We start from the raw sequence: 12,595 nt of genomic DNA, 5'->3' as shown, positions 1-12,595 counted from the left end.
TGTGGTTTCCCGGGGTATTTACTGGCGGGTAGCGCAGATGGGAATAGACGGAACAGGACAACTGCTCACCTTTTCAGGAGGCATGACACCGATGAGCGACACGAGCGGGTTCCGGATCGAGCACGACTCCATGGGCGAGGTTCGGGTCCCGGCCCATGCCAAGTGGCGGGCCCAGACCCAGCGGGCCGTGGAGAACTTCCCCGTCTCGGGGCAGCGACTGGAGCGCTCGCACATCGCGGCCCTGGCCCGTATCAAGGCGGCTGCCGCAAAGGTCAACGCCGAACTGGGCGTGCTCGACAAGGACATCGCCGAGGCCGTCGCCGACGCCGCCACCGAGGTCGCCGAGGGCCGCTGGGACGAACACTTCCCGGTCGACGTCTTCCAGACCGGCTCCGGCACCTCGTCGAACATGAACGTCAACGAGGTCCTCGCGACGCTCGCCGCCGAGCGGCTCGGCCGCGACGTGCACCCCAACGACCATGTGAACGCCTCCCAGTCGTCCAACGACGTCTTCCCCTCCTCCATCCACATCGCGGCGACCGCGGCCGTGACCGACGATCTGATCCCGGCGCTGGAGTATCTGGCCGCCTCGCTGGAGCGCAAGGCCGCGACGTTCGCCGCGGTCGTCAAGGCGGGCCGTACGCATCTGATGGACGCCACCCCTGTCACGCTCGGCCAGGAGTTCGGCGGCTACGCGGCCCAGGTCCGGTACGGGGTCGAGCGCCTGAAGGCGTCCCTTCCCCGCCTCGCCGAACTTCCCCTCGGCGGCACCGCGGTGGGCACCGGCATCAACACCCCGCCCGGTTTCCCGGCCGCGGTCATCGCCGAGGTGGCCCGGGTGACCGGGCTCCCGCTGACGGAGGCACGCGACCACTTCGAGGCGCAGGGCGCACGCGACGGCCTGGTGGAGACGTCCGGCCAGCTCCGGACGATCGCCGTCTCGCTGACCAAGATCTGCAACGATCTGCGCTGGATGGCCTCCGGACCGCGCACCGGCCTCGCCGAGATCAGTCTGCCCGATCTGCAGCCCGGTTCCTCGATCATGCCGGGCAAGGTCAATCCGGTGGTCCCGGAGGCCGTCCTGATGGTGGCGGCGCAGGTGGCCGGCAACGACGCCACGGTCGCGATCGCCGGCGCGGGCGGGAACTTCGAGCTGAACGCGATGCTTCCGGTGATCGCCAGGAATCTCCTGGAGTCGGTCCGGCTGCTGGCCAACGCCTCACGTCTGCTGGCGGACCGTACGGTCGACGGGATCACGGCCAATGTCGAGCGGGCCCGCGAGTACGCGGCGTCCTCGCCCGCCGTCGTCACGCCGCTGAACAAGTACATCGGGTACGAGGAGGCGGCGAAGGTCGCCAAGCGGTCGCTCGCCGAACAGAAGACGATCCGGGAGGTCGTCCTCGAGTCCGGCTATGTGGAGCGTGGAGCGCTGACCCTGGAGCAACTGGACGAGGCGCTGGACGTGCTGCGTATGACGCACCCGTGAGCCGCGGGAGCGGGCGCCCGTGACGCGCGACCGTGACCCGCGTCGCAGCGGCGCAGGTGCCGTCCTCCTAAAATCTGCTCATGACAGGCAGGGAACACATCGCACGCTGGACGCCGGGGGACCAGATCCTTTGGCGCTACCGTGGCCATGCGCCCGACCTGCACGGCCGCTCGCTCACCATCTGCCGCCCTGTGACCGTCGTCCAGGACACGGAGGAGCTGCTGGCGGTGTGGATGGCCCCGGGCACGGAGTGCGTGAAGCCGGTGCTCGCCGACGGCACCCCCGTCCACCAGGAGCCGCTCGCCACCCGCTACACGGCACCCCGCACCGTCACCCGCGACCGCTGGTTCGGCACCGGGGTCCTCAAGCTGGCCCGTCCCGGCGACCCGTGGTCCACTTGGCTGTTCTGGGAACCGGGCTGGCGCTTCAAGAGCTGGTACGTCAACCTCGAGGAGCCCCGCACCCGGTGGACCGGCGGCATCGACTCGGAGGACCACTTCCTCGACATCTCGGTCTACCCGGACCGCAGTTGGCTGTGGCGCGACGAGGACGAGTTCGCCCAGGCCCAGCACGTCGGCCTGATGGCCGCGGAGAAGGCCGAGCGGGTACGGGAGGCGGGCCGGGCGGCCGTCCGGGCCATCGGGGCCTGGGAAACCCCTTTCTGCGACGGCTGGGAACAGTGGCGCCCGGACCCGTCCTGGCCGGTCCCCCACCTCCCGGCGGACTGGGACCGCGCCCCGGCGCGGCTGGCCTCCTGACCTCCGGTCACCGTGTCCGGGGGAGTTGAGTGAAGTGGCTGATTCCCGTTCGGGAACACGCTCCGGCGCATACGACCTCGTGAGACTCTTGATGCGCCCCCTGGGGTCAAACGTAGGATCGTCGTCCGCAAGGCTGCGCCGTACAAGGGAGATCTGAGCGCAGGGAAGAGCCCGACCGTAAGTCATCACAAACGATCACGACTCTCAACAGGGGGTGGAGCTGTGCCGGATGCCCGCCACCCTGTCGTCGCTGCCCGCAGAGCGGGTATACCGCCCCACGAGGCGGTTGCATCGCCCAACCGGCCCGGACGGACGGAATCCCACGCGTGACGGAGCATCCCACCTCCCACGAAGGCCGGCAGCCCCTGGCTGCCCGGCCGCAGGAACGCACCCGGCCGCGGGACCGGTCGCCCGCGGCCGCGGCCGCCCCTGCCGGGCCGCCGCCGCAGCCCCAGCCGCAACCCCAGCCGCACGCCGCCCAGTCACCGCTGCAGGCACAGGCGCAGACATCCGCCCAGTCGCAGCCGCAGCCACCTCAGGACATCGCGGGGACCGCGCGCCGCGAGGGCGACCGGCTGCGGTTCGTGGGGGCCGCCACCCGGCGGATCGCGCGCGGTATCGATCTGGACGAGATCGTGCTCGGCCTGTGCCGGGCGACCGTGCCGACGTTCTCCGACGCGATCCTCGTCTATCTCCGCGACCCGCTGCCCGTGGGCGACGAACGGCCCGTGTCGCCCTTCGTGCTGCGGCTGCGCCGCACCGACCGGCTGCGTTTAAGCGGTGACGACACGGACCAGAGCATGGCCTCCGCCATGCCGGTCCTCGACTCCCAGCACGACCTCGCTCCGGCCGCCGAGTTGTGCGAAGTGCGTTCCGGCGGGGCCCTGTCCGAGGTGCTGCGCGGGGTGCGCCCCGTCTTCGGCGACTCGGCGGCCGCCCGCGCCGCCCTGCCGGAGCTGCTCGGCGACGGGCGCTCCGTACCGAGCGGCCATCGCGCCATACTCGCCCCGCTGCGCGGCCGGCGACGCGTCATAGGTGCCGCCGTCTTCCTGCGCCGCCCCGACCGGCCCGCCTTCGAGCCCAACGATCTGCTGGTCGCCGCCCAGCTGGCGACCCACACCGCGCTCGGCATCGACAAGGCCGTGCTGTACGGCCGCGAGGCGTACATCGCCGACGAGCTGCAGCGCACCATGCTGCCCGACTCGCTGCCCCAGCCGACCGGCGTCCGGCTCGCCTCGCGCTATCTGCCGGCCGCCGAGACCGCCCGGGTCGGCGGTGACTGGTACGACGCCATCCCGCTGCCGGGCAGCCGCGTCGCGTTGGTCGTCGGGGATGTCATGGGCCACTCGATGACATCGGCCGCGATCATGGGGCAGCTGCGGACCACCGCGCAGACCCTGGCCGGACTCGATCTGCCGCCCCAGGAGGTCCTGCACCATCTGGACGAGCAGGCCCAGCGGCTGGGCACCGACCGGATGGCGACCTGCCTGTACGCGGTGTACGACCCGGTCTCGCACCGGATCACCATCGCCAACGCCGGTCACCCGCCGCCCATCCTGCTGCACCTGGGCGGACGGGCGGAGGTGCTGCGCGTGCCGCCCGGTGCGCCCATCGGCGTCGGCGGGGTGGACTTCGAGGCCGTGGAGCTGGACGCCCCGGCCGGGGCCACGCTGCTGCTGTACACGGACGGCCTCGTCGAGTCCCGGCTGCGCGACGTGTGGACCGGTATCGAGCAGCTGCGGGAGCGGCTCGCCGCCACCGCCCAGCTGACCGGCCCCGACCACTCGCCGCCGCTGGAGGCGCTCTGCGACGACGTACTGGACATGCTCGGCCCCGGTGACCGGGACGACGACATCGCTCTGCTGGCGGCCCGCTTCGACGGGATCGCGCCGAGCGATGTCGCCTACTGGTTCCTGGAGCCCGAGGACGCGGCTCCGGGACGGGCCCGCAGGCTGGCCCGCCGCGCGCTGTCCCGCTGGGGGCTGGAGGAGCTCAGCGACTCGGTGGAGCTGCTGGTCAGCGAAGTGGTGACCAATGCCGTGCGGTACGCCGAGCGGCCGGTGACGCTGCGGCTGCTGCGGACGGACGTGCTGCGCTGCGAGGTCGGCGACGACTCCCCGCAGTTGCCCAGACAGCGGAGGGCCCGGGACACCGACGAGGGCGGTCGCGGACTGTTCCTGGTGAACCGCCTGGCCAGGCGGTGGGGGGCGACCCGGCTGTCCAGCGGCAAGGTGGTCTGGTTCGAGCTGCCCACCCGTACGTAACCCACATCTGGAATCCGTCCAGATGTTGCCGAGTTCGCATGGGCGGAGTTGACTGGGGCAGACGGCCGAAGCGACCACAAATCCCTCGAACGGATGGGAGGACGCTCGTGACCGAGTCATCCCCCAGGGCTCCTTACACGACCAACAATGCCGGTATCCCGGTGGAGAGTGACGAGCATTCGCTCACCGTGGGCCGCGACGGTCCGATCCTGCTCCAGGACCACTATCTGATCGAGAAGATGGCCCAGTTCAACCGTGAACGGGTTCCCGAGCGGGTGGTGCACGCCAAGGGAGCGGGAGCGTACGGCGTCTTCGAAGTGACCAACGACGTCAGCCAGTTCACCAAGGCCGACCTCTTCCAGCCGGGCAGGCGCACCGAGATGCTGGCCCGCTTCTCCACGGTCGCCGGTGAGCAGGGTTCCCCCGACACCTGGCGCGACCCGCGTGGCTTCGCGCTGAAGTTCTACACCGAGCACGGCAATTTCGACCTGGTCGGCAACAACACGCCGGTCTTCTTCGTTCGCGACACGATCAAGTTCCAGGACTTCATCCGCTCCCAGAAGCGCCACCCCGCCACCGGGCTGCGCAGCAACGACATGCAGTGGGACTTCTGGACGCTCTCACCCGAGTCCGCGCACCAGGTCACCTGGCTGATGGGCGACCGGGGCATCCCGAAGACCTACCGCCATATGAACGGCTACGGCTCCCACACCTATATGTGGATCAACGGCGAGGGCGAGCGGTTCTGGGTGAAGTACCACTTCAAGACCGACCAGGGCATCGACTTCCTCACCCAGGCGGAGGCCGATGAGCTGGCCGGCTCGGACGGGGACAAGCACCGCCGTGACCTGTACGAGTCGATCGAGTCCGGGAACGCCCCGTCGTGGACCCTGAAGGTCCAGGTCATGCCGTTCGACGACGCCCCCGACTACCGCTTCAACCCGTTCGACCTGACCAAGGTGTGGCCGCACGCCGACTACCCCCTGATCGACGTCGGCCGGATGACGCTCAACAAGAACCCCGAGGACTACTTCATCCACATCGAGCAGGCCGCCTTCGAACCGTCGAACATGGTGCCCGGCGTCGGGCCCTCGCCGGACAAGATGCTGCTCGGCAGGCTGTTCTCCTACCCGGACACGCACCGGTACCGGATCGGGCCGAACTACGCCCAGCTGCCGCCCAACCGGCCGCACGCGGCGGTGAACTCGTATGCCAAGGACGGCGCGATGCGGTACGTGCCGTCGAACGCGGCACGGCCGTACGCGCCGAACTCGTACGGCGGACCGGCTGCCGACTTCGGGCGGTTCGGCGAACCGGCCGGCTGGGAGGCCGCGGGCGAGCTGGTGCGCGAGGCGTACAAGCTGCACGCCGAGGACGACGACTGGGGCCAGGCGGGCACGATGGTCCGCGAGGTCCTGGACGACGCGGCGCGTGACCGGCTGGTGTCGAACGTCAGCGGCCATCTGCTGGCCGACGTCAGCAAGCCGGTGCTGGAGCGGGCGCTGGAGTACTGGCGCAACATCGACCTGGATGTCGGGGACCGGATCGCCAAGAAGGTGAACGGCGGCTGACCCCGCAGCCGGGGCCGTGGCTGACGAGGGCAGGGGCCGTTGAGGGTCACCCCCGGCGATCGGTTCCCCCGAAACCCACCCCCGCAGCCCGGACCGTCCCCGACCACGGCAGAGGCCGTTGAGGGTCACCCCCGGCGATCGGTTCCCCCGAAACCCACCCCCGCAGCCCGGACCGTGGCTGACCGAGCAGACGGCGCCCGTGGACCCGGCCGGGTCCACGGGCGCCGTCGCGCGCGCGGGGCTCAGAGCCCCTGCCTCATGGTCTGGGGCGCGCCCGTGTGCCGTCCGGGTCCTCGTCCCCCGGTTCGACCGGCGGCGTGAACGTCGCCCCGCCGGATGGCGAGAGGGTCGGCGTCGGATCGTCGGTCGGCGTCGGGTCGTCGGTCGGCGTCGGATCCTCCGTCGGGTCCTCCGTCGGGTCCTCGGTCGGGTCCTCGGTCGGCGTCGGGTCCGGATCCTCGGTCTCCGTCGCGGTGTCTGTCGGCGTCGGGACCGGGTCCGGGCTGGCGATCTCCGCGACGTCCAGGTCGAACTCGGCGTCCGAGCCGCCGTTCAGCGCGCCCAGCGTGTAGTCGGCCCAGATCTTGGCGGGGAAGCCACCACCGTTGGCGCGGCCGGCCTCCGCGGTGCCGGTGAGGGAGACCTGGCGGCCGCCCTCACTGGGGGGCGATTCTCCGAACAGGGCCACCACGGTGGCGAGTTCGGGGGTGTAACCCGCGAACCAGGCGGACTTGTTGTTCTCCGAGGTGCCGGTCTTGCCGGCCGCCTCGTACGCACCCGACTTCGCGTTGATGCCGGAGCCGTTCTTCACCACGCCCGTCAGCCCGGCGGTCACCGTGTCGGCCGTCTCGCGGCTGATCACCTGGTCGCCGATCGGGTCAGGGAGATCGAGCTGGCGGTCCTTGTGCTCGACCTTCGCGACGATCGTCGGCGTGACCTTCTTGCCATGGTTGTCGAGGGTCGCGTAGACACCGGCCATGTCCCAGGTCGAGGCGCCCATGGTGCCAAGCGCGATCGACGGCCGCAACGGGAAGTTCTTGTCCGGCACGCCCAGGTCCAGCGCGGTCCTCTTGACGTTGTCCAGACCCACGTCGACGGCCATCTGCGCGAAGGCGGAGTTGATCGACCTGTTCAGCGCCGTCTGGACGGTGACCGGACCGTAGCTGCGGCCCAGGTCGTTCTGCGGGGCGAAGGGGGTGTCGCTGCCCTCGACCGGGCGCTTGCTGGTGCCGTCGTAGATTGTGTTGATGCCGATCGGGCGGCCGTCCTGCGTCTTCGATCCGTTCTCGAGCGCGGAGGCGAACACGACGGGCTTGAAGGTGGAGGCGGGCTGGTAGTCGCGGCGGGTGGCGTTCGACATCCAGTGCTTGGTGGCGCTCACACCGCCGTACATGGCGACGACCTTGCCGGTCTTGGGGTCGACGGAGGTCGCGCCGGCCTGCACGGTGGCGTCGACCTTGCTGCCCTTGCGGTCGAGCTCGTCCTCGAGCTGCTCCCCGACCGCCCTCTCGAGCTCCTTCTGACGCTTGGAGTCGACGTTGAGGGTGATCGTCCAGCCGCCGGCCACGAGCTCCCTCTCGTCGAGCCCCTGCCGGGCCAGCTCCTCCTTGGCCGCCTCGACGATGTACCCGGTCTGGCCGCTGAGGCCGGGCAGGGCCTTCGGTTCCTTGGGGACGGGGAACTTCAGGCCGTCGCGCTTCTGCTGGTCGAGCCAGCCCTCCTCGACCATGTTGTCCAGTACGTAGTTCCAGCGCTCGGTCACCAGCTTCTTGCCGGTGTCGGAGGCGATCGCCCAGTCGTACTGGTTGGGGGCCTGGAGCAGGGCCGCGAGATACGCGCCCTGGGCGACGTTCAACTTGTCGGCGTCGACACCGTAGTACGCCTGGGCCGCGGCCTGGATGCCGTAGGCGCCCCTGCCGTAGAAGCTGGTGTTGATGTACCCGGCGAGGATCTCGGTCTTTTCCTGCCTCTGATCCACCTTCAGCGAGATCACCAGCTCCTTGAGCTTGCGGGTGACCGTCTGGTCCTGGTCCAGGTAGTAGTTCTTGACGTACTGCTGGGTGATGGTCGAGCCACCCTGCTTGCCCTTGCCGCTGAGCGTGTTCATCAGACCGCGGGCGGTGCCCTTGAAATCGATGCCGGAGTCCTGGAAGAAGGTCTTGTTCTCGGCCGCGACGAACGTGAACTGGACGTCCGTGGGGATGTCCCCGAGCTCGACGATCTCCCGGTTGACCGTGCCGGTACGGGCGAGGATCTTGCCGTCGCTGTACTTGTAGACGTTGCTCTGCAGCTTGGCCTCGGCGTTGGGCTTGGGCACAGGCACCAGCAGGTAGACCACGAAGAACGCGGCCATCACCAGCAGGCACAGCCCGAAGAAGGTGCCCAGCAGCTTCCTCCAGGTGAAGAACCGGCGTATGCCCGTGGGCCCCGCTTTCTTCGCCCGGCGCGCACCGCGCTGCCGGGCCGCCTGTCGCGCTTCCGCTCGGCCCATCGCTTCGTTGCTCCGCTCTTCGTCTTCGTCCGTCGTCGCGTCCGTCTGGTCGTCGTCGCGTCGCTCTGTGGTCCGTCTCTTGTGGCTCGCCGGTCTTTTCCCACTGCCCGGAACCAGCCCGAAACAGCTCCGAAAGTTAACACCGGTTACGCAGACAAAGCGCCCTTGATCCGTCCTTTTCCGGACGTGACAATCAGCACCCCGTCTGAAGGAACCGACTCACGAGAGGGGCGCAGGGTTGCGACAAGCAGGGAAGTGTTACCACTTCGCCGGGTACAGCCTCTCCGGGCCGACAGGCCGTCCGGGCCACCGCGTGGCCGAAAGACAGCTATTCACCCCAGGTATACACACGATGTATACACCGCGTGTACAGTGACCGCCATGTCCATCGGTCACACACTCCTCGGGCTCCTCGAGTCCGGCCCCCGCCATGGTTACGACCTCAAGCGCGCCTTCGACGAGAAGTTCGGTCACGACCGGCCCCTGCACTACGGGCAGGTCTACTCGACGATGTCCCGACTGCTGAAGAACGGCCTCGTCGAGGTCGACGGCGTGGAGGCCGGCGGCGGCCCCGAGCGCAAGCGGTACGCCATCACCGACGCCGGGATCACCGATGTCCAGCAGTGGCTGGCGCAGCCGGAGAAGCCGGAGCCGTACCTCCAGTCGACCCTCTACACCAAGGTCGTCCTCGCTCTGCTCACCGGCCGCGGCGCCGCCGAGATCCTCGATGCGCAGCGCTCCGAGCATCTGCGGCTGATGCGGATCCTCACCGACCGCAAGCGCCGCGGCGACCTCGCGGACCAGCTCATCTGCGACCACGCCCTCTTCCATCTCGAAGCGGATCTGCGCTGGCTGGAACTGACTGCCGCGCGGCTCGACCAGCTCGCCAAGGAGGTCCGCGGATGACTCCCGCCGGTTCCCTGCTCGCCGCCACCGATGTGCGCAAGACCTACGGGCCCACCAACGCCCTGGACGGCGCCGAGTTCTCCATCCACCCGGGGGAGGTCGTCGCCGTCATGGGCCCCTCCGGGTCCGGGAAGTCGACACTGCTGCACTGCCTCGCCGGGATCGTCACCCCCGACGCGGGCAGCATCACCTACGACGGCCGTGAGCTGTCGGCGATGAACGACGCCGAGCGCAGCGCCCTGCGCCGCAGCGAGTTCGGCTTCGTCTTCCAGTTCGGCCGGCTCGTCCCGGAGCTGACCTGCGTCGAGAACGTGGCGTTGCCACTGCGGCTCAGCGGCGTCAAGCGCAAGGAGGCGGAGCGCGCCGCCCTGCGATGGATGGAGCGTCTGGAGGTCGACGACCTCGGCGCCAAGCGCCCGGGGGAGGTCTCCGGCGGCCAGGGCCAGCGCGTCGCCGTGGCCCGCTCGCTGGTCACCGGCCCGCGGGTGCTCTTCGCGGACGAGCCGACCGGCGCCCTGGACTCGCTCAACGGCGAGCTCGTGATGCAGCTGCTCACCGAGGCCGCCCGGTCCACCAACGCCGCCGTCGTCCTCGTCACGCACGAGCCCCGCGTCGCCGCGTACTCCGACCGGGAGATCGTCGTACGTGACGGCAGGTCCCGGGACATGGAGCGCGCCATATGAGCACGCGGACCTGGGCCAGGGACCTGCTGATGGGCGCCCGGTTCGCGATGAGCGGCGGCCGCGAGGGCTGGACCCGCACCCTGCTCACCGGTATCGGCGTCGGCCTGGGTGTCGCGCTGCTGCTCGTCACCACCGCCGTCCCCAGCGCACTGGGCACCCGCGATCTGCGCGCGAACGCCCGCAGTGAGCACACCGCGCCCACCGCCGAGCAGCCGGGCCGCGACACCCTGCTGATCGGCGAGGCGGACACCCGCTTCCACGACGAGGAGATCCACGGCAGGCTGCTGAAACCGGAAGGCCCGGACGCGCCGGTGCCACCCGGCCTCACCGCGTTCCCCGCCCCCGGCGAGATGGCCGTTTCGCCCGCCCTGGACAGACTGCTGAAGTCCAAGGACGGCACGCTGCTGCGCGAGCGCCTCGACGGGAAGACCACCGCGATCATCGGGGACGAGGGGCTGCTCGGCCCCGGCGAACTCGCCTACTACGCGGGCAGCGACACCCTGAAACCGCTCGGCGGGAAGGTCCCGCGGGTCACCGGATTCGAGAACTCGGCGGAGCCGGAGCCCCTGGACCCGGTTCTCACGCTCCTCGTCGTCCTGGTCTTCGTCGCCCTGCTGATGCCGGTCGCCGTCTTCATCGCCGCCGCCGTCCGCTTCGGCGGTGAGCGCCGCGACCGCCGTCTCGCGGCGCTGCGCCTGGTCGGCGCCGACGGGCGGATGGCGCGGAGGATCGCGGCGGGCGAGGCACTCGCCGGCTCCCTGATCGGGCTGGTCCTCGGTGCCGGGTTCTTCTTCGTGGCCCGTCGGTCCGCGGCCGAAGTCGATCTGTACCGGCTGAGCGTCTTCCCCGGCGACCTCGATCCCACTCCGTTGCTCGCGGCGCTCGTCGCGCTCGCCGTGCCGGCCGCCGCGGTCACCGTGACGCTGTTCTCGCTGCGCGGGGTCGTCATCGAGCCTCTCGGAGTGGTCCGTGCGGCCAAGCCCGCCCGCAGGCGCATCTGGTGGCGGCTGATGCTGCCGCTGGTCGGGCTCGGCCTGCTCTACCCGATGCTCGGACAGGGCAACGACAACGGCGAGTTCAACCAGTGGCTGGTCATCGCCGGTGTCGTCCTGCTGCTGATCGGGATCACGGCGCTGCTGCCCTGGCTGGTGGAAGCGGTCGTCTCCCGGCTGGGTGGCGGCTCGGTCTCCTGGCAACTGGCCGTCCGGCGGCTGCAGATGAACAGCGGAGCCGCGGCCCGGCTGGTCAACGGCATCGCCGTCGCGGTCGCGGGCGCAATCGCCCTGCAGATGATGTTCTCGGGTGTCGAGGGCGCGTACACGAAGAGCACCGGTGACGACCCCTCGCGGGCCGCCATCTCCACGATGGTCCCCTCAGGCGGCGACGCCGCGCTGCGCGTCGAGGAGATCGCCGGGCAGATCGGCGCGGCCACGGGCGTCGCCAAGTCGATCCCCCTCATCTCCACCGACGTGTCCACCACCCCGAAGGACCCGCAGGAGACGGCCGGCCTCACCATCGGCAGCTGCGCCGCGCTGCGCGAGGTGGCGCGGCTGCCCTCCTGCAAGGACGGCGACACCTTCCTGCTGCGCCCAGGCCCCGATGACGCCACCACCGAGGTGGTGGCCAAGCCCGGCCGGAAGCTGTACACCGGCAACGTCTACGGCGAGGAGGGCGGACCGAGGGCCGTCCCCTGGACACTTCCCCGGTCCACCAAGGAGGCCGAGAGCCGCCCCTCCCCGATGGGCGAAGAGCGCGTCGGCATCCTCGCCACCAACGGCGCGGCGCCCAAGGGCCTCGGCTCGTACCGGTTCGCCAGCATCTATGTGCAGCTCGACGGCGCGGTTCCGGACGCCATCGAGCACGCCCGTACGGCGATCCTCAAGGCCGATCCGACGCTGACACCGTTCCACCTCCACGCGACCGAGCAGGCGCAGCGCTTCACGTCGATCCGTACCGGGCTGTTCGTCGGTGCCGCATGTGTGCTGGTCCTGATCGGGGCGAGCCTGCTGGTCTCCCAGCTGGAGCAGCTGCGTGAGCGCAAGAAGCTGCTGTCGTCCCTGGTCGCCTTCGGCACCCGCCGCTCGACGCTCAGCATGTCGGTGCTCTGGCACACCGCGGTCCCCGTCGCGCTCGGTCTGCTCCTCGCGACCGCGGCCGGCCTCGGCCTCGGCGCGATCCTGCTCACGATGGTGAACGCCCCGGTGAGGGTCGACTGGGCGTCGGTCGCCTCGATGTCGGGCATCGGCGCCGGCGTCGTCCTTCTGGTGACGCTGCTCAGCCTCCCGCCCCTGCTCCGTCTGATGCGCCCGGACGGCCTGCGCACGGAGTAGCGGCCGGGCGCCTCGCCTGCGCGGGCTTGGCCCGGGAGCCCCGCCCGCGCGGGCCCGGCAGCCGCTGTCCTTCCCCCGAGCGGAAGGACCGGGACTGTCGTGCGAG

The 12,595-nt window shown here is 70.3% G+C and carries 8 protein-coding genes; 7 read left to right on the top strand and 1 reads right to left on the bottom strand.

What is annotated here, in order from left to right; all coding sequences use genetic code 11:
* Window positions 1–91: 91 nt before the first annotated feature.
* The 4 genes from ACFYWI_RS20940 (at window position 92) to ACFYWI_RS20925 (ending at window position 6,079) form a co-directional block, all read left to right on the top strand.
* Window positions 92–1,486 carry a class II fumarate hydratase gene (locus ACFYWI_RS20940; RefSeq protein ID WP_389234416.1) on the top strand — a complete coding sequence of 465 codons (1,395 nt, stop codon included), beginning with the start codon at window positions 92–94 and terminating at the stop codon, window positions 1,484–1,486.
* Between the two features lie 80 nt (window positions 1,487–1,566).
* The gene (locus ACFYWI_RS20935) at window positions 1,567–2,244 is read left to right on the top strand and encodes a DUF402 domain-containing protein (RefSeq protein WP_389234413.1); all 678 of its coding nucleotides are present in this window, start codon (window positions 1,567–1,569) and stop codon (window positions 2,242–2,244) included.
* 326 nt (window positions 2,245–2,570) lie between these two features.
* Window positions 2,571–4,508: a SpoIIE family protein phosphatase gene (locus ACFYWI_RS20930; protein ID WP_389234410.1), complete on the top strand. Its 1,938-nt coding sequence runs from the start codon at window positions 2,571–2,573 to the stop codon at window positions 4,506–4,508.
* A gap of 107 nt (window positions 4,509–4,615) precedes the next feature.
* On the top strand, window positions 4,616–6,079 hold the full coding sequence (locus ACFYWI_RS20925) for a catalase (RefSeq protein WP_389234407.1): 1,464 nt from the start codon (window positions 4,616–4,618) through the stop codon (window positions 6,077–6,079).
* Window positions 6,080–6,335: 256 nt separating this feature from the next.
* On the opposite strand, the gene ACFYWI_RS20920 is transcribed toward ACFYWI_RS20925, so the two are convergent.
* Entirely contained in the window at window positions 6,336–8,570 is a 2,235-nt protein-coding gene (locus tag ACFYWI_RS20920; RefSeq protein ID WP_389234404.1) for a transglycosylase domain-containing protein, read from the bottom strand.
* 381 nt (window positions 8,571–8,951) lie between these two features.
* On the opposite strand from ACFYWI_RS20920, the gene ACFYWI_RS20915 reads away from it, so the two are divergent.
* From ACFYWI_RS20915 to ACFYWI_RS20905, 3 genes are read left to right on the top strand one after another with little or no spacing between them, the layout of a single operon-like run.
* A complete protein-coding gene (locus ACFYWI_RS20915; protein WP_389234401.1) occupies window positions 8,952–9,476 on the top strand; it encodes a PadR family transcriptional regulator in 525 nt (174 codons plus the stop codon).
* Window positions 9,473–10,159, top strand: a complete 687-nt coding sequence (locus tag ACFYWI_RS20910) for an ABC transporter ATP-binding protein (protein ID WP_389234398.1) — start codon at window positions 9,473–9,475, stop codon at window positions 10,157–10,159. The genes ACFYWI_RS20915 and ACFYWI_RS20910 overlap by 4 nt, the downstream gene beginning before the upstream one ends.
* Window positions 10,156–12,489: an FtsX-like permease family protein gene (locus tag ACFYWI_RS20905; RefSeq protein ID WP_389234395.1), complete on the top strand. Its 2,334-nt coding sequence runs from the start codon at window positions 10,156–10,158 to the stop codon at window positions 12,487–12,489. Before ACFYWI_RS20910 ends, ACFYWI_RS20905 begins: the two co-directional genes overlap by 4 nt.
* The last annotated feature ends 106 nt before the right edge of the window (window positions 12,490–12,595 follow it).

This window comes from Streptomyces sp. NPDC002889 (genome assembly GCF_042888425.1).
GTDB lineage: Bacteria > Actinomycetota > Actinomycetes > Streptomycetales > Streptomycetaceae > Streptomyces.
Note: the sequence above shows the minus strand (reverse complement) of the source record. Positions and strands in the feature narration are given on the sequence as shown.

Coding starts and splice junctions, on each gene's coding strand:
- ACFYWI_RS20910 (WP_389234398.1), top strand. CDS start 9,473: ATGACTCCCGCCGGTTCCCTGCTCGCCGCCACCGATGTGCGCAAGACC.
- ACFYWI_RS20905 (WP_389234395.1), top strand. CDS start 10,156: ATGAGCACGCGGACCTGGGCCAGGGACCTGCTGATGGGCGCCCGGTTC.
- ACFYWI_RS20920 (WP_389234404.1), bottom strand. CDS start 8,570: ATGGGCCGAGCGGAAGCGCGACAGGCGGCCCGGCAGCGCGGTGCGCGC.
- ACFYWI_RS20915 (WP_389234401.1), top strand. CDS start 8,952: ATGTCCATCGGTCACACACTCCTCGGGCTCCTCGAGTCCGGCCCCCGC.
- ACFYWI_RS20940 (WP_389234416.1), top strand. CDS start 92: ATGAGCGACACGAGCGGGTTCCGGATCGAGCACGACTCCATGGGCGAG.
- ACFYWI_RS20935 (WP_389234413.1), top strand. CDS start 1,567: ATGACAGGCAGGGAACACATCGCACGCTGGACGCCGGGGGACCAGATC.